Below are 19,831 nucleotides of genomic sequence, written 5' to 3'. Positions count from 1 at the left end.
AAAGCAGATGCTCAACATAGTAGTTCCCATGGCCGGCGCCGGTAGCCGTTTCGCGGTCGCAGGATACAAGGACCCCAAACCGCTGATTCCGGTGCATGGCGTGCCGATGATCAAGGTGGTGATCGACAACCTCACGCCGGCTTGCGAGCACCGCTTCATTTTCATCTGCCAGGCAGCACACGTCGAAGCCTACGGTCTGCAGGAAAAGCTGCAGGCCTGGGCGCCGGGATGCGCCATCGTCGAGCTCGACGGCCTCACCGAAGGCGCCGCCTGCACGGTGTACGCCGCCAGGGAACTGATCAACTCCGATGACCCGGTGATGATCGCCAACAGCGACCAGTACGTGGATATCGACATCAACGACTACCTGCGCTCCATGGAAGTGCAGCAGGCGGACGGCCTGATCATGACCATGAAGGCGGATGACCCGAAATGGTCCTTCGTCGGCTTCGACGAGGCGGGTCGCATCGACCGCGTCATCGAGAAGGAAGTGATTTCCGACGAGGCTACCGTGGGCATCTACAACTTCCGAAGTGGCCGCGAGCTGATCGCCGCGATCGAGTCCATGTTCGACAAGGACCTGCGAGTGAACGGCGAGTTCTACGTCGCGCCGGCCTACAACGAGATGATCGGCGACGACGCCCGCATCGTGCACTACAGCATCGGTTCCGAAGGCGCTGGCATGTACGGCCTGGGCATTCCTGCTGACCTTGACCTGTTCCTCGGCCTGTCGGTCAGCCAGGCAGCCACGGCGGGTCGCTGATCATGCAGATCATCAGTCATCGCGGTTACTGGCTGGAGCGGCCCGAGCGCAACCTGAAGGTTGCCTTCGATCGCTCCTTTGACCTGGGCTTCGGCACCGAGACCGACGTGCGCGACGTCGCCGGCCGGCTCGTCATCTCCCATGACATGCCCAGCGGTGAAGAGATGTCCCTGGACGACCTGCTGAGGATCATGGCCGGGCGCAACCTGCCGCTGGCGATGAATATCAAGGCCGATGGCCTGTGCGAGCCGCTCAAGGCGACGTTCGAGGCCCATGGTCACAGCAACTGGTTCGTCTTCGACATGGCGGTACCGGACATGCGCAGCTACCTCGTCAGCGGCGTCTGCACCTATACGCGTCTGAGCGAGGTCGAGCCGGTCCCCGCGTGGCTGAACGAAGCCTATGGCATCTGGCTGGATAGCTTCGGCCGCGAGTGGTACTCGCGGGACCAGCTGGCCGAGCTGCTCGCCGGTGGCAAACAAGTCTGCGTCGTCTCCTCCGAGTTGCATGGTCGCGAGCAACTGCCGCTGTGGCAGCTGCTGGCCGAATTCCAGGGTGCTGCGAATTTGACGCTGTGCACCGACCTGCCTGAATCCGCTCGCTCTTTCTTCAAGGAATGATCTCATGATCAAAGCTGTGATTTTCGACATGGACGGTGTGCTGATCGAAGCGAAGGATTGGCACTACGAGGCTTTGAACAAGGCGCTCAATCTGTTCGGCCACACCATCAGTCGTCATGACCACCTGACCACCTACGACGGGCTGCCGACCTCGCGCAAGCTGAACATGCTCAGTGTCGAGCACGACCTGCCGGTTGAGCTGCACAACTTCATCAACGAAATGAAGCAGGCGTACACGATGGAAATCGTCTACTCGCAGTGCAAGCCCACCTTCAATCACCAGTACGCCCTGTCCTCGCTGAAGAACCGTGGCTACAAGCTGGCCGTGGCTTCCAACTCCATCCGCAACACCGTCGAGGTGATGATGGACAAGGCCCGTCTGGACCAGTACCTGGACCTGAAGCTGTCCAACGAAGACGTCAAGAGTCCCAAGCCCGCACCGGACATCTACACCAAGGCTATCCAGTCCTTCGGTCTGTCGCCCGATGAGTGCCTGATCGTCGAGGACAACGAGAACGGCATTCGTGCCGCCCGCGCTTCGGGAGCTCATGTGCTGGTCGTCGAGGACGTAGCCGACGTCAACCTGGACAACATCACACGCCGCATCGAGCAGATCGAAGCACAGCGGCAAGAGCGGCTGGAGGCCTGATCATGCGCAAACTGAACATTGTACTGCTCGCCGGTGGCGAGGGCGCCTCGGTGAAGGCCGAAAGCAGCTACCCCGATTACCTCTCCGAGCGTGACGGCATCCCTCTGATCCAGCACCTGGTGGAGAACTGCCTTACCCTTGAGCCCGCACGCATCATCTGCATGCTGCCCAAGGACGATATCAGCAAGTACCACCTGCGCAACATGCTGCAGCAGATGACCCCGGTCGCCTCCGTGCAGGCTGTCCAGGCGCTGACCATGGGTGCGGCCTGCACCGCGCTGCTGGCGGCAGAAAGCATCGACAACGATGACGAGCTGCTGATCATCAACTGCAACGAGCTGCTCGATGGCTCGCTTCGCGACATCGTCGGCGGCTTCCGCAACGACCAGTGCGACGCTGGCGTGGTGGTCTTCAAGTCCCTGCATCCGCGCTATTCCTTCGTACGCATGAATGCCGAGGGCTACGTCACCGAGGCCGCCGAGAAGAACCCGATCAGCAACCACGCAGTAGCTGGCCTGTACTGGTTCGACCGCGGCGCGGTGTTCGTCGAGGCGGTGAAGGAGATGATCCGCAAGGACGCCAAGGTGAACGATGCCTTCTACATCGCTCCGGCGCTCAATGAGCTGGTGCTGCTGCACAAGAAGATCGGCACCTTCCGGGTCGAGCCCAGCCAATACCACCCACTGAAGAATACCCACCAGCTGCACGCTTTCGAAACGGTAGGTGCCCGATGAATTCCGCCAACCTGAAGGACATGGTCAAGGGCTGGTTCGTCGGCGGTTTCACCCCCACCGCGTTCAGCACCCAGGCCTGCGAAGTCGCGGTCAAGCCCTATCAGGAAGGTGATGCCGAGGCCGCGCATTACCACAAGATCGCCACCGAGGTGACCCTGGTGCTCTCCGGCGAAGTGGAGATGTGCGGCAAGACCTGGGCCGCCGGCGAGATCATCGTGCTCGAGCCGGGTGACATCACGGCCTTCAAGGCGCTTTCCGATGCCGTCACCGTTGTGGTGAAGATTCCCGGTGCACTGAACGACAAGTATCTCGTAGAAGTATGAAGACGATTCAGCTCCAACATGATGCAAGGCTGGGCTATCTGGCGCCCAAGCAGCTCCGCCACATTCCCGCCGAACTGGCCTTGACGGAGAACTGCCAATGGCTGTTTTCATTCCGGCAGTTCAAGGGAAAGAAGCCGGATGTCTCGGTCAGGAAGCTGCACGCCGCGAAGCGGCCGTTGGACATCTATGGGGCTGGCTCGTACTGCTTCTATGGTGTGCAGAGTGACTCTCCGCTAAGCCCGCTTTTGCTGTGGGATGCTGCGCATTTTCTGGCGGTCGGACAGAGCCTGACGCTCATCGAGGATGCTCCCACTGACAGCTTCCTGGACCGCGATTACTTCCGCGACGCATTGGTCTGCACTGAGCGCTCCGCAAGCCGGGTCACCTATCAGAAAAAGGCCACTCTGCCGGCGCAGTCAGATGATGATCTGGACAGCTGGACCTTCGGCCTGCCAGTCGGCCCGGAAGATGCCACGGTGCTTAATGCCGTGGTGCAGCGCATCCTCGAGCTGGATATCCCGAACAAGGAAATCCTCCTTTGCGGTGTGCCGGGAAAGAACTTCCGTTACTTCGATCAGGTTCGCATTGTCGGCGAAGATATCACCGCGCCTCCGGTGCAGATATGCAAGAAGAAGAACCGCCTGGCCCAGGAGGCTCGCTACAGCAATCTGGTGATCCTGCACGACCGTGTATTTCTGCCCAGCCATTTCGGCGAGATGGTTCGTCGCTTCGGTCCGCGTTATCCATTGATGACGTTGCAGAGCCTGTTCTTCGATAACGTTCGCAACTTTGGTCCGCGTCGCTATTCCGACTATGGCATGGCCATGGGTAGCATTGGTCAGGGTATGAAGGGGCTGCATCGTACGGCAGATGCTGCCGTCAGCATCGCTCCGGCACTGTTCGCGGAGATCGAGCGCACCGGCTTCTGCTTTGCCAGCCCCATGCGCTACTCCAAGGATCTGAGCTACCCAACTGGCAGCCTGTACATTTGCCGCAAGGAAGTATGGAACGCCTTCCCGCTGGATGAGTCGCTGCTGTGGGCCGAGTTCGAAGACATCGAGCATGGTATCCGGGCGTCTCATGGTGGTGTGCCAACGCGAGTGAATCCCTACGGCATCACCCAATCGATCACCTCCCGCGCGCTATTGGGCGTGGAGTCGCCGGTTGAATCGATCAACGGACGTTATGTTGCGACCGGTCCCTCGTTGCTGTCGGCCTTGCGCAAGAAGCCTCTGCTTCGCTTCTCTGCCGACGAGGCGTTGATCCGCCTGCAGCGTTTCGCGCAGAAGTACGTTGCAGCGGATGCGGCACTGCACATTCCCACCGGCATGAAGACCATCAGCTCGCGAGCCTGGCTCAAACTGGTGGATCGGGTTGTGCAGAACTGCAGTTTTGGCAACGATCTGGATTCGGTTCTGGCTTTCATCAAGGACTACGAGAAATGGGTGCTCCTTGATCAGTTGCCCAACACCATGGTCGAAGCCATCGCCTTCAGTTTCCAGGACGATCCCCGCGCGGCCAAACGCAATCTGGTCTACGGCAGCAGCGAGTTCCGCAACATGCTGCGCCAGCGACCCTTGCAGAGTTGGTTCTTCCAGAGCCTCGGCGATTATTTCCATCCTCGCGCGCTGGCTTTGCCCGGAACGCTGATGTCCGCCATCAGCCTCTACCGGCGTAACGGAGGGGTTTTCTATTTCCCCGGGTTCACTGATTGCGTGAGAGCGATCCATAACTCCACTCCCTTCCGTTCGTATGTGGAGCGCATCGGATGAAGATATTTCTGATTTCCCAGGAGTCGGCAAGCGGACGGTTGCCTGAGGTGGCTGGCTATCTTTCTCAAATCGAGCTGCCGGCAACGCTACTGACGCCCGTGGTGGTGATCGACGAACGCGAGTGGCGGAGAGAAAAGGGGGCTCAGTTGCCCTCGTCGCGCAGCTTCCAGCTGGATGACTTTCTGCATGCCCGCGGTAGTGTGGCAAACGGTGAAATCACGGCAGACGCGAATGTTGTCGGTGACAAGCTTTGTGCCACCGAGGAGTCCTGGCTTTTCATCGATCTTGGTCTGCATCACCAGACTGTCAGCAAGGATTTCATCCGCAAACTGGCGACTTTCACGTTTCTGTTTCGGGGGCTGCAAGGCCGAAGCCTGGTACTGCTGATGCCTCGGCTGTACCTGGGTTTCATGGGGCGCTATGTGAATGAGGTGTTCAACAACGTTCCGGCGAGCTTCAGTGCGGATGACGGTGCAAGTCGCTTCAGCCTGTTCCTGCTCTCCACCGTGGTGGAAAAGCTTTACATGAGTTCCCCTGTAGTTGCCTGGCCGATCTCCAAGGCCCGGCAGTTGGTTCGCTTCTTCTACGAACGGCTGATTCGGGTGAAAGCATGACGACCCTCGACGACTGCGCAGGAGCCACTGCATGAAGCGCAGAAGTATGGTCCTGGGCATGGGGATCGGCGTTTTTGCAGGGGCTGCTGGAGGCCTGGCCGGTTTCACGCTCGGAGTGCGAAGCACGGAAAAAAGCCCGGATCTCCAGGCCTTTTTGCAACGCAACGTGGGCGTGAAGTTCCACCACCTGCCGACTGCGTTGCTGCTCAAACTCTATTCGCGTCGACTGACGGACGCTGATCGAGTGGCGCTTGTACATGACCTGGTGCATCACAACAGCGCCTTGTTCGTAGTCGATCCGTATAAGCGCTCGCTTGGTACACCCGGTTTCTACAGGGTGGTCAGCTGATGTTCGTGGAGACCCTGATCATCGGTAATGGCTTCGCTGGACGCACGGTGGCCCGCGGACTGAAAGGGTCGTGCCTGATCGTCGAGCGTGGTGAAAAATTCAATATCTTCGAGCGTCGCCAGCGCTTCATGCAAATGCAGGCGGATGATCGCCATGATGCCCTCATTCGCCGAGCCTATCTCTCCAGGCACGCGTTCAATACCCCGGAGGATCTGCCGGACGATTGCGCATCGGATTACATCCTGGTCGATGGTGGTTGCTCCAACCACTGGGGCGGCCTGAGTTTCCGTCTGACAACCAACGTCTTTGCACGCGACGCGGAGTCGTTCCGCTGGCCATTCAGCTACCAGCAGGTCGAGCCCTACTATCGTGATGCTGAGCAGCTTCTTCGCATCAGCGCGGATCCGCGCGACCCTGATGGGCGAAACCCGCTGAGCGCCATCAAGGGCGCCAGCCACTGGCATCAGTCGTTGCAGTCCTATTTCCCGCAGGCATACATCGGTGCTCAAGCGCATAACCTGTCTGTCGCCGATACCCAAGGACAGGGAGTATGTATGGGGGCAGGGGACTGCGAACTCTGCCCAATGGACGCGAAGACCCGATCGCTGCATATCCGTAACGATGTCGAGGTGCTCAATGAGGTCATGGTCGAGCACTTGCGCTTCGAAGGTGACAAGGCTGTCGAAGCGATCTGTCAGACTCCCAAGGGGCAACTGAAAATACGCTTCGACCGAGTGGTGGTGGCTGCACATGGCGTCGAATCGCTGAAGCTGTTGTGGAAGAGCAATCTTCCGCCGGCCACTCCTCAGGAGTTCATGGGCCACTACTATCAGGACCATGCCGTTGCCGAACTGGCCTGTTATCTGCCTGGCGCGAGGATTCCGTATTTCCAGGTCAATACTGCGGCCCAGGTGGTTATTCCCGAGCTGTCTGGCGAACTTGATGGGATCGAATACACCACGCTGGGACTGATGACACCGCCGAGCAGTCAGGCCCTGGCTGGTTCGCTGGATATTGACAAGCTCAATGCGGGCGCCGTCGAGGAAGCGATCGCCGACCTGGCGGGGACCATGAGCCTTTACATCCTGCTGGAAGTTCCGCCTGAGTGGGATGTATCACTCTTCTACGATGCTGGTGGAGTGCACATGGACTCCGACGGCTATCACGGTAACAAGCACCTCTACGACAAGGTCATCGAGGCCATCTACACGAAGATGCGAGCCTTGGGTGTCGTTCCGTTACTGTCGGCCGAACAGCGGCACTATCGCAATGCGTTCGGTACCCATCATCTGGTCGGGATGCTGAACATGAGCGATGGAGACAACGGGGTAGTCGATGCTGACTTCCGCCTGAAAGGAAGCGCCAATGTCTATGTCGCCGGCTCGTCTCTCTTCCCTCGCTGCGGTTCGCGAAATCCGACTGTGACCGTGGTGGCTTTGGGAATGATGCTGGCAGACAAGCTGAACGATAACGTATGACCATCGACTCCAGCCAATTGACGGTGCTACTCCAGGGGCCGCTGCGCGAGGCCGGCGAAGATATTGCCGGTCGTGCCATCGAGTCGATTCGTGAGCATTTGCCGCGCGCGCAGATCGTGCTGTCCACTACCGATACCGGTCCAATGCCGACATACGACGATGTGCTGATCGTGGTAGACCACTCCGCGGTTCATCTCAATGACGTCAATGGCAATGTCAATAACGTCAACAAGCTCATTTCCAGTATGGCCAATGGCCTGGCGGTGGCGGAGCGCGAGTACTGCCTCAAGCTGCGCACCGATCATCTGGTGCTTGGGGACCGAGTGCTCTCGTTGCTGGGCGAGGGGCAGAAAGCCCAGCTCTTCGGCGAGCGAATCAGCGTCTCCAATCTCTTTCTGCGTAACCCGACCCGGTTGTCCTACCTGTTTCATCTCACCGATACCCTGCAGTTCGGCCGGACGCAGGACTTACGCAAGCTCTGGAATATAGGCGCGCTGCCACAGGACTACGTCTATCTGAAGGATGGGCCTCGCACTAACCCGATCGGTACCTTCCAGGGCTTCACGTCGTTCCGTCTACTGCCCGAGCAGGCAATATTCCTGCGCTTTGCTCAGTTGAGCGGATTGCAGCTGGACCTACCGCATATCTCCTATACGAGTTATGCGTTGTTCTGTGCCTGGGAAGACCTGCTGGCGGAGAATTTCGAGGTGCACGACTGGCATCGCTTGATGATCCTGCCGCCCAAACGCTTTCTCAGCCGCCCCTATTCGCCAGAGTCGGTCATGACCCGGAGCGAACTGCAGTCCCTGCGCAAAAGACGCGCGCCGCGGCAACGGGCACTGCGCTATGCCCATCTGCTGATCAACAAATACCTGCTTTGCTGGTTCCGGCGCCGCTGGCTTGTCTCTGTCGCTTCACTGCTGCTGTTCTCGCTGTCTTCGGAGGTCGCGGTGAACGCGCGGGAACTGTATCGGCGCCTGACTGGTGCCCGGCGGGTCTGAAGCGAACCCTCTACTCAAGTTGATAACAATCCCCTCAGGAGTCACTTTCATGAACAAACTGTTCGTCGTTGGCGCGGCATTGCTTGCCCTAACCGGTTGCGACAAACCTGCAAATACCGTCGCGAAGCCGTCGGTAGCCAGCGTTCCGCAGCAGAACGGCCAATACCTACGCTTCAATCAGTTGGCTAACGGTGAGACTCGCCTAGAAGCTCATCGCATCGTGGGCAAGGTAGTGAAGGTCATCAGTGGCTATCCGGGTTTCGCTGTCGATCCGGGTAAGTTTCCGGATGTCAGCCCTCTGGTCGTGCGGATCAAGGACTGTGGCGTCATCACTTTCCGCAAGTCCACCAGTGGCGCTGACGGAATGTCGGCTGAGCGCACCGATGTCAGCGGCTTCAATGACCAGTGCCCCATCCAGAACCTCGATGGCACCTGGACACCGCTGACGGCAGGTATCTGATGTCTGCTGGCGTCTGCTTGCCATGAGGATCCTGCACTTCTACAAGACCTTCGGCCTGGAGCAATACGGTGGTGTCGAGATGTTCATTCGGCACCTGACCCATGCGACCTCGATCCAGGGTTGCCAGAACACTGTGCTGTCTCTGGCGAAGGAGCCGATGAAGCCCGTGACGACCTCCAGCTTCCGTCTGGTCCAGGCAAAGCAGGATCTGCAAATCGCGTCGACTGGGTTTTCCTGGTCTTCGTTGGGCGCATTCGCGCGCCTTGCGAGGCAAGCGGACGTCATCCACTACCATTTTCCCTGGCCCTTCATGGACCTGGTCCATTTGCTTAAAGGCCTGGGCAAACCTAGTGTGGTGACCTATCACTCGGATATCGTGCGGCAGAAGGCTTTGCTGCAACTCTATCGCCCCTTGATGCGAGCCTTTCTGGGACGAGTCGATTCGATTGCCGCGACCAGCCCCAACTACCTGGAAAGCTCAACTGTCCTGCAGCGTTATCAGGAAAAGGCCTGCTCCATTCCCATAGGCCTGGAGCAGGACCTCTACCCGCGCCCGGATGTCACCGAGGTGGGCAAGTTGCATCGGCATTATGGTGAGCGTTTCTTTCTGTTCGTTGGTGTGCTGCGCTACTACAAGGGCTTGCACTATTTGCTCGAAGCGGTGAAGTCGGCGCCTTGGCCGTTGCTGATCGTCGGTGCCGGGCCGATGGAGCAGGAACTCATGCAGATGGCAACGGCGCGCGGCCTGAGCAATGTGCATTTCCTGGGGCAGGTCAGCGAGCAGGAAAAGATCGATCTGATGTGGGCCTGCTATGGCGTGATCTTCCCCTCGCACCTGCGCTCGGAAGCATTTGGCATCGGCTTGCTGGAAGGTGCGATGATGGGCAAGCCGCTGATCTGCAGCGAGATTGGCACTGGCACCAGTTTCATCAATCAGCACGAGGAAACCGGCATCGTGGTTCCACCAGCCGACGCCTCGGCACTGCGCCAGGCCATGCAGAGGCTGTGGGACGATCCTGCACTAGCCGCAAGGTATGGCGAGGCTGCACGTGCTCGATTCCTCGCTATCTTCACTGCGCGTGGGATGGGGGAGGCCTACGCTGAACTTTACGCACGCGTGGCCGGGCAACAGCGCACTGGGCAATCACCCGCTCAATGAAAAGCGCCCGGCATCCCGCCGGGCGTTCTCATTTCACTCCAACACCTACTGCTGATGCAGCTTCCACGCATCCCCATGGGGCGCGGTGCCCTTGTCGTAGGGTCGGAACAGGGTCATGTAGGCCAGGCCCAGGACGATCACGATGCCGCCCACCAGGATGATCCCGTAGTTCAGGTACCAGGGCGCATCCGGCGTGCGCGGCCAGGACATGTTGATGATCGCCAGCACGCCGTAGGTCAGCGCCAGGATGTTCACGATCCAGCCCCAGTTGCCCAGGGTGAAGGCGCCGCTCGGCTTCCAGCCGCGCAGGCGGGCGAACAGGGCGCCGCCGACGATCATCTGGAACGACAGGTAGATGCCGATGGCGGCGAAGCTGACCACCATGGCAATGGCATTCTGCAGGTAGAAACCGGCGCAGACGATCACGCTTGGGATCACGCCGCAGGCGATCAGTGCAGCCACCGGTACGTGGGTGTTGGGCGACAGGCGTTTGAGCAGGCCGCTGCCCATCACCATTTCGTCGCGGGCGTAGGAGTACAGCAGGCGGCTGGCAGCAGCTTGCAGGCTGAGCACGCAGGAGACGAACGAGACGATGATCACCGCCATCACCAGGCGCGCGCCGGCCACGCCGAAGGCGTTGTCGAGGATGGTGGTCATCGGGTCCTTGTCGGCGCCGGAGATCACTGCCTGCATGTCCGGTACCGCGAGGATCAGCGCCAGGGCGGCGAAGATGGCTGCGCCGCCGCCGATCCAGATGGTCATGCGCATGGCCTTGGGAATCCGGCGGCTGGGGTTCGGGGTTTCCTCGGCGACATCACCGCAGGCCTCGAAGCCGTAGTAGAGGAACATCCCCGCCAGCGAGGCGGTGAGGAAGGCTGGCCAGTAGCTGCCGTCGATGCGGATGTCGAAGGTGTTGAACAGCACCGAGAACGGCTGGTGACGCTCGAAGATCAGCAGATAGGTGCCGATCACCAGCGCGCCGAGCAGTTCGCAGATAAAGCCGAACATCGCCACGCGGGCCAGCAGCTTGGTGCCGGACAGGTTGAGCAGGGTGGCGATCACCGTCAGCGCCAGGGCGACGAAGGTGTTGGTCACCGGCGTGGATTCGAAGCCGAGCAGTGTGGCGATGTACGGGCCCGCGCCAAGTGCCACGGCGGCGATGGTCACGCACAGCGACACGGAGTAGATCCAGCCGACCATCCAGGCCCAGCGCTTGCCCACCAGGCGCCGAGCCCATGGGTAGACGCCACCGGAGATGGGGAATTGCGAGACGACTTCGCAGAAGATCAGGCACACCAGCATCTGGCCGATACCCACCAGCAGGTAGGACCAGAACATCGGCGGTCCGCCGGCGGCCAGGCACAGGCCGAACAGGGTGTACACGCCGACCACCGGCGAGAGGTAGGTGAAGCCCAGGGCGAAGTTCTGCCAGAGGGTCATGCTGCGTTCGAAATTGGAGGTGTAGCCCAGCGCGCGTAGTTGCTCCGCGTCGCGGTCCAGGGCGGCGCCTGGCTGGATAGAGCTGTTCATCGTGGGGTTCCTGTCTGAGGTTTTCGCGTCGGCAGCCAATCGGGTGCAACGGAAAGCGTTGTTGTTATTGTTCGGCGCGCGGCATCAGCCGCGCGCCGTCTTGCTCCAAACCTCTCGTGTTCCGGATCGCGTTACAGCTTGATCCAGGTCGCCTTCAGCTCGGTGTACTTGTCGAAGGCGTGCAGCGACTTGTCGCGCCCGTTGCCAGACTGCTTGAAGCCGCCGAAGGGCGCGGTCATGTCGCCGCCGTCGTACATGTTCACCCACACGCTGCCGGCGCGCAGGGCACGGGCGGTGAGGTGGGCCTTGGAGATGTCGCGGGTCCAGACTGCCGCCGCCAGCCCGTACGGGGTGTCGTTGGCAATGCGGATCGCTTCTTCGGCGTCCTCGAACTCGATGACCGAGAGTACCGGGCCGAAGATTTCCTCGCGGGCGATCTTCATCGCGTTGCTCACGCCGTCGAACAGGGTCGGCTCGACGTAGGTGCCACCGGTTTCCTCCAGCACGCGCTTGCCGCCGGTGAGGATCTTCGCGCCTTCGTCCTGGCCTGCCTGGATATAGCCGAGCACCTGCTCCAGCTGGCGACCATCGACCAGGGCGCCGACGTTGGTTTCCGGGTCCAGCGGATGGCCGGCTTTCCAGCCTTTGAGCGCCTCGACCACCAGCGGCAGGAACTTCGCCTTGATCGACTTCTGCACCAGCAGGCGAGATCCGGCGGTGCAGACTTCGCCCTGGTTGAAGGCGATGGCGGCGGCGGCAGCTTCGGCGGCGGCCTGCAGGTCCGGGGCATCCTCGAAGACGATGTTCGGGCTCTTGCCGCCAGCTTCCAGCCAGACGCGCTTCATGTTCGATTCGCCGGCGTAGACCATCAGCTGCTTGGCGATCTTGGTGGAGCCGGTGAAGACCGCGGTGTCCACATCCATGTGCAGCGCCAGGGCCTTGCCGACGGTATGGCCGTAGCCGGGCAGCACGTTCAGCACGCCGGCCGGCAGGCCAGCGTCGATGGCCAACTGGGCGATGCGGATGGCGGTCAGCGGCGAGCGCTCGGACGGCTTGAGAATCACCGAGTTGCCGGTGGCCAGCGCCGGGCCAAGCTTCCAGGCCGCCATCATCAGCGGGAAGTTCCACGGCACGATGGCGGCGACCACGCCCACCGGTTCGCGGGTGACCAGGCCGAGCTGGTCATGGGCGGTCGCAGCGACTTCGTCGTAGACCTTGTCGATGGCCTCGCCGCTCCAGCGCAGGGAGTCGGCGGCGCCTGGCAGGTCGACGTTCAGCGAATCGCCGATGGGCTTGCCCATGTCCAGGGTTTCCAGCAGCGCCAGCTCCTCGGCATGTTCTTCCAGCAGGGCGGCGAAGCGGATCATCACGGCCTTGCGGGTGGCTGGCGCTTCACGCGACCAGACGCCGGAGTCGAAGGTGGCGCGGGCGCTCTGCACGGCACGCTCGGCGTCGGCGGCGTCACAGCTGGCGACCTTGGCCAGCAGACGGCCATCCACCGGGCTGATGCAATCGAAGGTGTCGCCGGAGGCGGCGGCGAGGTACTCGCCCTGGATGAAGGCGCGGCCTTCGATCTTCAAGGCCTTGGCGCGGGCTTCCCATTCGGCGCGGGTTGGCTGGCTCATGCGTATCGCTCCTCGTTCTTGCTGTTGTGGGCGGAGACGGCCTGCGGACCGTCGCTGGCAAATACATTTGAAACCATATCTTAAGATTTTGCGGTTGCCAATACAGGTCGAAAAATGAACGTTTCAAAGCTCTTTTCAGAGCGAAATACCTTGCTGAAAGTGCCGAAAGCGATTTAAAAATATGGAGACATAGTTTTGAACGAAGGTGCTGCCAGCCTGCAGATAGACTTCGTCATCACCGCCAGAACAGGAACTTTTCGCGCAGGAAGCGTCCGCCCCAAGCGCCCCCTTCGCACTGCCGCCTATGAACGAATTCAGGAAAGTCCGCCCCGCCAGCTTCATGCGCCTGCGCCAGGAAGGGCGCACCGAGGAAGTCGCGCGCCGTCTGGTGGAGGTGGTCGATCTCGGCCTCTACGCCGAGGGCGAGCAACTGCCCAGCGAAAGCGAGTTGGCCATGCAGTTCGGCGTCGCCACCGTGACCCTGCGCGATGCGCTGGCGGATTTGCGCGAACGCGGCGTGATCGAAACCCGCCGTGGGCGTAATGGCGGGAGTTTTGTCTGCTCGCCGCAGCACACGTCCGAGGACGCTCTGCTGGGGCAACTGCGCCAGATGAGTGCGCTGGAACTGCGCGACCTGGGCGACGAGCATGTCGCCATCGCCGGCGCCGCTGCGCGCCTGGCGGCGCAACGCTCCACCTCCGATGAGCAGGCGCGCATCGCTCAGTACCTGGATGCGCTGGCGAACGCCACGACTCGGCAGGAACAACGCCGCGCCGATGCGCGTTTCCATATCGAGATTGCCGTCGCCGCCCAGTCCGTGCGCCTGACCCACGCGGAGACGCGCCTGCAGGCGGAAATCGGCGAATGGCTTTGGCTGCTGGTGGAAGGCTTTCCGGGCGCTGCGGCCATCGAGCAGGAACACCGCGCCATTCTCGAAGCGATCAGTGCGGGCGACTCGAATCTCGCCAGCGCGCTGGCCGAAGCCCACGTCACCCGGGGCATCAGGCGGCTGATCAATCTGCGCCTGAGCTTGCTGGCCGACGACGGCTGAGTGGCACAACGCTTGCTGCTTTCCGGCGCGCACGAGTGGGTGCGCAGCGAACCGACTGAGCGGGCCTCTCTGGCCTGCGCGATAACAAGAACAGCGAGGCACGCGGTCATGTCCAGCGAACAACCCTCGGATGAACTCCAGCGCTGCGCCCAGCGCATTGACGCTTCCATCCGTAACGTTTTCCAGCGTCTCGACGAACTGGCGGGCGACGTCGTGGCGATCTGGCGGGCGCTGGCGGAGGAAGGCAAGCGTCCGTCCTCGAAGGATCTCGGTGCACTGCGCCCGCGCATCCAGCACGACCTCACCGATGACGGTACGCGTCTGCACGGCACCGGTGTGGTGATCGAGCCGGGAGAACTGGCCGACCAGGACATGTACCTGGAGTGGTGGTACCACGGCCGCGGCGACAAGGTCGTGCCCATGAGCCTGAACTTCAACCGGCGCAGCGAGAGCTTCTACAACTACCTCAACATGCCCTGGTTCTCGCGCCCGCGCGCCAGCGGCCAGCCCTCGGTGGTCGGGCCCTTCGTCGATCTCTATGGCACCGACCTGTACATCCTCGCCTTCTCCGTACCGATCCAGGTAGATGGCCGCTTCATCGGCGTCGCCGCCGCGGATATTGCCCTGCATGAGTTCGAGGGCGTGTTGCTGGGCAACCTGATGCAGATGGGGCATGAGGCCTTGGTGGTCAACGGCGAGGGCCGCGTGGTGGCCGCAAACACTGCCAACTGGTTCGCTGGCGACCTTGCCTACCGCTCGCTGGGGCGCGATGCGCAGGGCCGCGAACAGGAGCTGGCAGCATCCTTTTCCCACTGGGCAGTCATCGAACGACCGCTGAACCGCCGACTGTCCGGCGCGGCCTGAGGCTGCCAAACGCTGCGCAATTGGCTAGGCTAGGGCGGTTCCCAACCTGACGGAAACCGCCATGAGCCAGTCGCTCGACACACTGCCCGACTTCGAACCGCTGAGCGCCGTGGATGCTCGCGTACTCGGATGCCTGATCGAAAAGCAGCTCACCACGCCCGAAGCCTACCCGCTGACCCTCAACGCCCTGGTCACCGCCTGCAACCAGAAAACCAGCCGCGACCCGGTGATGAACCTCACCCCCGGTCAGGTCGGCCAATCCCTGCGCCACCTCGAAGGCCGCGAGATGACCCGTCTGGTGATGGGCAGCCGCGCCGACCGCTGGGAGCAGCGGCTGGACAAGGCGTTGGAGCTGGTCAAGCCGCAGGTGATACTGCTCGGCCTGCTGTTCCTGCGCGGCCCGCAGACGCTCAACGAACTGCTCACCCGCAGCCAGCGCATGCACGACTTCGACGACACCGAGGAAGTTCGCCACCAGCTCGAACGCCTCGCCGGCCGCGGCATGGCCATGCAGTTGGAACGCCTGGGCGGCCAGCGCGAAGACCGCTATATGCATTTGCTGGGCACCGAGGAGGACCGCGAGGCCGCCATCGCCGCCAGCGGTAGCCGAGCTTCTGGAGAGCGTAGCGACAGCGGCGGTCATGACGAAGGGCGACTGGTCGAGCTGGAAGGCCGCATTGCGGCTCTCGAAGAGCGTCTCGCCCTGCTGGAGCTGGGCGTCTCGCGCGACTGATGCGATGCACCGCGCAGGTGGACCCAGGTCAATCTGCGCGACGCTAATCCAGCGTTAAGATTTGCCGCCGATAGTTAGGCTTGACCCTTGCTGCACCCGGAGCTTTCTCATGAGCCATAAACCCTCCCAGGCCCAGCTGAATGCAGTGCTCAGCCAGCTCACGGAAAGCGACTTCAAATCCATCAGCGATCTGAGCGGGCCGCGCGAAGCCAACCTCCTCGCCATACGTGAGCTGTTCCGCCAGGGGCTGATCAAGGGTGTGCTGATTGATGACCCTTTCGGTACCGAAGACGACGACGGCCCGCTGCTGTGCAATGCCGAACGGTTGCGCCTGCGGAAGCCTTGTGCCCAAACGGTAGGGGAAGAGCGTGCCGAGTTGCTGATGCCGCGGCTGGGGTTCCTCACGCTCTAGGCAAATCGCAGACAAGAAAAAAGGCGCTGTGCTTGAGGCTCAGCGCCTTTTTCTTTGGACTTGGTGGAGCCGGGGGGATTTGAACCCGTTTTTTGGCTTGGCCATTGATGGTCATTATTGGCTAACACGGCAGAAATAGGGGCTTTCAGCAGGGGCATATAGGCCATTGATAGCAAGTGGTGGCAAGTGATTTCGACACTTTTTCGACTCGCACAACGGGACGATCTTGCTAGGCTAGGCGCATCCAGGCCGGCTTCGAAGGGAAGGCTTGCTGTTTTCAAGGACTGATTAGGCTACGAACCCCATGCGGTCACTCCAGGATATCTTCTCGGAAATTGCGAGTGTGCCCGACTTCTTCGAGCACCAGATTGACTCCGTTCATTATCGAAATGGCTGGGGCGACTCTCCGCTGCATGTCGTCAGCTGCTGGGGTGACTGCGAAGCCATCCGCGTTCTTGTCGCCGCCGGAGCTGATATCAACCTGCCTGGAGAGACTGGCTTTACTCCACTTCATTGTGCTGTAGAGCAGGACCGCCCGGAAGCCATAGCACTGCTTCTCGAACTCGGTGCTGAGATCATCAAGGATGCCAATGGGCTAACACCCGCTGATCTGGCATCTTCGCTAGGTCATGTGGACGTACTCGCAGCGCTGACCGTATCCCCAAGAGAGTAGGGATCTGAACCCGTTTCTCGCCATTGTCATTGATAGCCATACTTGGATATTGCTAGGCGGTGCACTGTCATCCGCGATTGGTAACTGGGTTTTGCGTGCAAGAGCTGGTCAGTATTTTCGACAGGCCTCAGCTGCTATTGTTTAAGTCTAGCAGTCTTGCTAGGAGGCCTGTACGGTCGGCTCCTTCATGAAATTGCGCGTTATATAGGCATATGCGGTGAGCTCGTTTTTATCTGATGACTTGCTCATGGTTCAGGGGCGTTCGAAAGGCTTTCATAGAATTTTATTAAGTTATTTAGCTCGTCCTCTAGCTTAATAGAGATATCTATTAAGCTAGCGGTTTCCTCGCAGTTTTCATCAACTAAAGGATCGCTCTCGCTTTTTCTCAACGCCAGAACATCATAAGCCATATTTCGAAAGTTTAGAATGTGGAGTCTCAGATTTTCAGATAGAAATATCACTGAAGAGTCATAGGCTCTTCCATACTCTTTGAGCCTTTTCAGAAGAGCCTTGCGCTCTTTTTTGAAGGCTTTTTCGTCGCCTTGGAGATCATGCTCCAAATGGGTGGTGATATCCGTATCGATGCCCATGTGGATATCTAAGATGGCTACTACTGCCTGAAATCTTCTTTCCGAGAACTTCAGAGCTATCGACTTTCTAACATCTTGAGTCGCTTTAGCTCGTTCTGCCTCTGCGATCAGGCTGACTTTGTAAGCCTCAAGTTCCCTCTGCATAGAAGCTTGCTGCTTAGCGAGTTCCATTGCGAAACCCGCCTTTAAATGTTCAACTTCAGATGCCAATGACTTAGCGAGAATTGATTTTATTTTTTCGCGATAATAGTATGCAAGAAGACCACAAAGAACCAGGAAAAATGGAGTGGACCTTGCTATGTAGTCCAAGGCGTTCGTATACCACGCAATATTGCTTGCTACAGATTCTAATGACATTCCTTTCCTTGACTCCATAGTAAGGTTAAAGCTGAATAATTATTTCAGTGTGGCTTGCTAAAGTAAGGGGAAGACGTAGCTATCAATCCCCACATGCTTCGGATTTTCTCTGCATTGTTCGCTCCGTGGGGTGCTGGCTATGCTGCTGCCACCAGAACTGGCACTGGGATGATTTGAAGCGCTCTTCCTGTTCCGCTCTGGCTTGTTCTGCATGTTTTTGAGCAATCTGCTCAGCGCGTCGCTGTTCTCTAGCGTCTTCCGCAACCGCCATTCTCTGCTGCATTGCTGCCTGCGCGCGTCTGGAGTCCTGCTCGGCTTGCTTCATAGACTGCTGCATGTAGGCAGCGGCTTCGTTGAAGGCGGCCTTGATGCGCTGTTCCTGGATGTAGTCGTAGAGAAGCTTCCCGCCCCATAGACCACTGACGATGATGATCGCAGCCAGGATGATGGCGTGGCTGGGGTCCATGGGAGTGTGGGCGTGGCGGGGTGGTGTAGCTTTGTGGCCTCGACGCTCGTTGCGATCGTCGATTTCCTCGTCCATTTCGAAGCTCAGGCTTTTGAGTTGCTCGTCAATCTCGCGCTTTTCCATGCACGTCGTGTCCTTGCTTGCAGAGAGGCCGCCTGATAACAGGAGTGTCAGACCTGGCCTCTTCTTTTTCCACTATCTCTCGGCCGCTGGAGCGCCATGCGTACCAGCGTTTGCTCACTTCAGTGGTGAGCGTCACCCCGCGCCTTGATTGGCCAAATTTTGATTCGCGTCTTCGTAGTCAGGGCTGGTTTGCCCTACCTCTGGCATCACTTCGCCGGTCAGCAACCACCAACGGAACTGCGGGAAAACTTTCGCGATTGCCAGAATTTCCTCTTCCTTGATTTCCCTGTTCTTGGACGGGTTTTTCAGGTTGCTCCAGGTGTAGCGGCTGATTCCCGTTAGCTCCTCGAGCTTAGGAAGCCGGATATCGGACCACGACAGAATGGTTATGACGCGCTGTTTGATCATTACTTATTCATCTAAATAAACTCTAGTCAAATTGACTTGAGCTGAATATGCTTCATTCCAGCTAGAGTCAATCTGACTTTAGCTGTTGCCAGTATTGACCAGCATAGTGCAGCAAAGGCCATGAATGTAGAAGGACTCAACCTGTCTCAAAAAGACCTTTCTAGCCCGCCTCCAGTGATGCCCTGGAGAGAGTTCGCTGATTGGATTCGCATGGGTGACCGCCATGACGTTGTCTGGGGCTGGATTCGCAACGGCTATATCCCCCACGAGAAAGTCGGCAAGCACGTGCTGGTCAACGTCGCGCTATTCACCAGCCAGCTTATGGAAAAGGAGTTGCCCCTATGAGCGAACACGAATCGAGCCCCGACATTTGCACCATCCCCGCCTTCGCCGAAATGTGCGGAGTGAGTGTTGAAGAAGCTGAGGAATGGGTGCGTAACGGCACCATCCCCAGCACCACCATGGGGGAAATGCAGGTGGTGAACATGGTCCGCTTCCGAGCTGAGCTGCTCAGTGGCAAAGAGAGTTTCGAAGCGGGGGACTACACCAATGACTAGCAACCGTGTCTCCCTGGATACCGAAAGCGCCCTGACCTATCTGGGGCAAACCGTCCTCTTCGAATTGGTATGGGAACAAGACCCCGAGCCGCTCTGGTGTCTCCTTCATGTTGTTGGCGTCGTCCTGGCACTCGAAGGCGTTAACAGTGATCCCTACTTCCTCGTCGTCGCGGCCAACGGCGAGGGGCACTACCCGAACGAATTGTTCTGGTCTGACATTCGCACGATCCGGGTGATGCGGCACCGCGACCGGCATGGTTCCGGCAACGTACTGGACCGCATCGCCCACCCTAACGATACGCGCTCAAGGGCCGCGCTCCCGGCTCGTCGGAACAGCCCTACCGTTCCGGCGAACGGAAGCACGGGCGTAGCGAACCCTTGAACGCATGCCCGCCATCAGCCTTGGCCGGTGAGCGTGGGGCAGCTTCTCCGCCCCGCGCTCCCGAGCCCTCGGCGGCAAGAGCGGGATGACAAGGGCAGAGCCCTTGGTGTTGGGCGATGCAGGTCGTGCATACCAGAG

General features: G+C 59.8%; 25 protein-coding genes. 20 read left to right on the top strand and 5 right to left on the bottom strand.

All coding sequences use genetic code 11. The annotated features are described in order from the left end of the window. Positions 1-7: 7 nt before the first annotated feature. From PNI01S_RS15385 to PNI01S_RS15330, 12 genes are read left to right on the top strand one after another with little or no spacing between them, the layout of a single operon-like run. Positions 8-763 carry a glycosyltransferase family 2 protein gene (locus tag PNI01S_RS15385; protein ID WP_024764794.1) on the top strand — a complete coding sequence of 252 codons (756 nt, stop codon included), beginning with the start codon at positions 8-10 and terminating at the stop codon, positions 761-763. 2 nt (positions 764-765) lie between these two features. Continuing rightward, positions 766-1,383 (top strand): PI-PLC domain-containing protein, encoded by a 618-nt coding sequence (locus PNI01S_RS15380; RefSeq protein WP_024764795.1) that lies wholly within the window; start codon positions 766-768, stop codon positions 1,381-1,383. 4 nt (positions 1,384-1,387) lie between these two features. Then, entirely contained in the window at positions 1,388-2,032 is a 645-nt protein-coding gene (locus tag PNI01S_RS15375; RefSeq protein ID WP_038803369.1) for an HAD family hydrolase, read from the top strand. Positions 2,033-2,034: 2 nt separating this feature from the next. Then, on the top strand, positions 2,035-2,766 hold the full coding sequence (locus PNI01S_RS15370) for a glycosyltransferase family 2 protein (RefSeq protein ID WP_024764796.1): 732 nt from the start codon (positions 2,035-2,037) through the stop codon (positions 2,764-2,766). Further along, complete coding sequence (locus PNI01S_RS15365; protein WP_024764797.1) at positions 2,763-3,089, top strand: cupin domain-containing protein; 327 nt, start codon at positions 2,763-2,765, stop codon at positions 3,087-3,089. The genes PNI01S_RS15370 and PNI01S_RS15365 overlap by 4 nt, the downstream gene beginning before the upstream one ends. Then, on the top strand, positions 3,086-4,861 hold the full coding sequence (locus PNI01S_RS15360) for a hypothetical protein (protein ID WP_024764798.1): 1,776 nt from the start codon (positions 3,086-3,088) through the stop codon (positions 4,859-4,861). The genes PNI01S_RS15365 and PNI01S_RS15360 overlap by 4 nt, the downstream gene beginning before the upstream one ends. Continuing rightward, complete coding sequence (locus PNI01S_RS15355) at positions 4,858-5,475, top strand: hypothetical protein (RefSeq protein WP_084358536.1); 618 nt, start codon at positions 4,858-4,860, stop codon at positions 5,473-5,475. The genes PNI01S_RS15360 and PNI01S_RS15355 overlap by 4 nt, the downstream gene beginning before the upstream one ends. A 31-nt stretch (positions 5,476-5,506) precedes the next feature. Then, complete coding sequence (locus PNI01S_RS15350; protein WP_024764800.1) at positions 5,507-5,824, top strand: hypothetical protein; 318 nt, start codon at positions 5,507-5,509, stop codon at positions 5,822-5,824. Beyond that, entirely contained in the window at positions 5,824-7,302 is a 1,479-nt protein-coding gene (locus tag PNI01S_RS15345) for a GMC oxidoreductase (protein ID WP_024764801.1), read from the top strand. The genes PNI01S_RS15350 and PNI01S_RS15345 overlap by 1 nt, the downstream gene beginning before the upstream one ends. Beyond that, the gene (locus PNI01S_RS15340) at positions 7,299-8,303 is read left to right on the top strand and encodes a WavE lipopolysaccharide synthesis family protein (RefSeq protein ID WP_024764802.1); all 1,005 of its coding nucleotides are present in this window, start codon (positions 7,299-7,301) and stop codon (positions 8,301-8,303) included. The genes PNI01S_RS15345 and PNI01S_RS15340 overlap by 4 nt, the downstream gene beginning before the upstream one ends. A gap of 49 nt (positions 8,304-8,352) precedes the next feature. Then, positions 8,353-8,763: a hypothetical protein gene (locus PNI01S_RS15335; protein ID WP_024764803.1), complete on the top strand. Its 411-nt coding sequence runs from the start codon at positions 8,353-8,355 to the stop codon at positions 8,761-8,763. 22 nt (positions 8,764-8,785) lie between these two features. Then, positions 8,786-9,922, top strand: a complete 1,137-nt coding sequence (locus PNI01S_RS15330) for a glycosyltransferase (protein WP_024764804.1) — start codon at positions 8,786-8,788, stop codon at positions 9,920-9,922. Between the two features lie 45 nt (positions 9,923-9,967). Here the strand turns inward: PNI01S_RS15330 and PNI01S_RS15325 are convergent, their stop codons facing one another. Further along, the gene (locus PNI01S_RS15325; RefSeq protein WP_024764805.1) at positions 9,968-11,452 is read right to left on the bottom strand and encodes an APC family permease; all 1,485 of its coding nucleotides are present in this window, start codon (positions 11,450-11,452) and stop codon (positions 9,968-9,970) included. A 131-nt stretch (positions 11,453-11,583) separates the two neighbouring features. Then, positions 11,584-13,077, bottom strand: a complete 1,494-nt coding sequence (locus tag PNI01S_RS15320; protein WP_024764806.1) for an aldehyde dehydrogenase — start codon at positions 13,075-13,077, stop codon at positions 11,584-11,586. A 304-nt stretch (positions 13,078-13,381) separates the two neighbouring features. On the opposite strand from PNI01S_RS15320, the gene PNI01S_RS15315 reads away from it, so the two are divergent. From PNI01S_RS15315 to PNI01S_RS15295, 5 genes are all read left to right on the top strand, one after another. Then, positions 13,382-14,128, top strand: coding sequence for a FadR/GntR family transcriptional regulator (locus PNI01S_RS15315; RefSeq protein ID WP_084358535.1), 747 nt, complete (start codon positions 13,382-13,384; stop codon positions 14,126-14,128). Positions 14,129-14,236: 108 nt separating this feature from the next. Continuing rightward, on the top strand, positions 14,237-14,992 hold the full coding sequence (locus PNI01S_RS15310; protein WP_024764808.1) for a cache domain-containing protein: 756 nt from the start codon (positions 14,237-14,239) through the stop codon (positions 14,990-14,992). A gap of 61 nt (positions 14,993-15,053) precedes the next feature. Beyond that, the gene (locus tag PNI01S_RS15305; RefSeq protein WP_024764809.1) at positions 15,054-15,725 is read left to right on the top strand and encodes a YceH family protein; all 672 of its coding nucleotides are present in this window, start codon (positions 15,054-15,056) and stop codon (positions 15,723-15,725) included. 109 nt (positions 15,726-15,834) lie between these two features. After that, complete coding sequence (locus PNI01S_RS15300) at positions 15,835-16,137, top strand: hypothetical protein (protein ID WP_024764810.1); 303 nt, start codon at positions 15,835-15,837, stop codon at positions 16,135-16,137. 343 nt (positions 16,138-16,480) lie between these two features. Further along, positions 16,481-16,810, top strand: coding sequence for an ankyrin repeat domain-containing protein (locus tag PNI01S_RS15295; protein ID WP_159457347.1), 330 nt, complete (start codon positions 16,481-16,483; stop codon positions 16,808-16,810). Positions 16,811-17,055: 245 nt separating this feature from the next. On the opposite strand, the gene PNI01S_RS15290 is transcribed toward PNI01S_RS15295, so the two are convergent. The 3 genes from PNI01S_RS15290 to PNI01S_RS15280 form a co-directional block, all read right to left on the bottom strand. Continuing rightward, positions 17,056-17,757 carry a hypothetical protein gene (locus tag PNI01S_RS15290; RefSeq protein ID WP_143514256.1) on the bottom strand — a complete coding sequence of 234 codons (702 nt, stop codon included), beginning with the start codon at positions 17,755-17,757 and terminating at the stop codon, positions 17,056-17,058. 82 nt (positions 17,758-17,839) lie between these two features. Beyond that, complete coding sequence (locus PNI01S_RS15285) at positions 17,840-18,346, bottom strand: hypothetical protein (protein ID WP_084358532.1); 507 nt, start codon at positions 18,344-18,346, stop codon at positions 17,840-17,842. A 132-nt stretch (positions 18,347-18,478) separates the two neighbouring features. Further along, positions 18,479-18,754: a hypothetical protein gene (locus PNI01S_RS15280; RefSeq protein ID WP_033998342.1), complete on the bottom strand. Its 276-nt coding sequence runs from the start codon at positions 18,752-18,754 to the stop codon at positions 18,479-18,481. Positions 18,755-18,964: 210 nt separating this feature from the next. Between PNI01S_RS15280 and PNI01S_RS28855 the strand changes: the two genes are divergently transcribed. The 3 genes from PNI01S_RS28855 to PNI01S_RS15265 are packed head-to-tail and all read left to right on the top strand — an operon-like array spanning position 18,965 to position 19,693. After that, positions 18,965-19,099: a hypothetical protein gene (locus PNI01S_RS28855; protein WP_023088508.1), complete on the top strand. Its 135-nt coding sequence runs from the start codon at positions 18,965-18,967 to the stop codon at positions 19,097-19,099. Further along, positions 19,096-19,311, top strand: a complete 216-nt coding sequence (locus PNI01S_RS15270; RefSeq protein ID WP_084358530.1) for a helix-turn-helix domain-containing protein — start codon at positions 19,096-19,098, stop codon at positions 19,309-19,311. The genes PNI01S_RS28855 and PNI01S_RS15270 overlap by 4 nt, the downstream gene beginning before the upstream one ends. Continuing rightward, positions 19,304-19,693 carry a hypothetical protein gene (locus PNI01S_RS15265; RefSeq protein ID WP_084358529.1) on the top strand — a complete coding sequence of 130 codons (390 nt, stop codon included), beginning with the start codon at positions 19,304-19,306 and terminating at the stop codon, positions 19,691-19,693. Before PNI01S_RS15270 ends, PNI01S_RS15265 begins: the two co-directional genes overlap by 8 nt. The last annotated feature ends 138 nt before the right edge of the window (positions 19,694-19,831 follow it).

Source organism: Pseudomonas nitroreducens NBRC 12694, from assembly GCF_002091755.1.
Lineage (GTDB): Bacteria > Pseudomonadota > Gammaproteobacteria > Pseudomonadales > Pseudomonadaceae > Pseudomonas > Pseudomonas nitroreducens.
The sequence above is the reverse complement of the archived record's forward strand: the minus strand, read 5'-3'. Positions and strand labels throughout refer to the sequence as shown.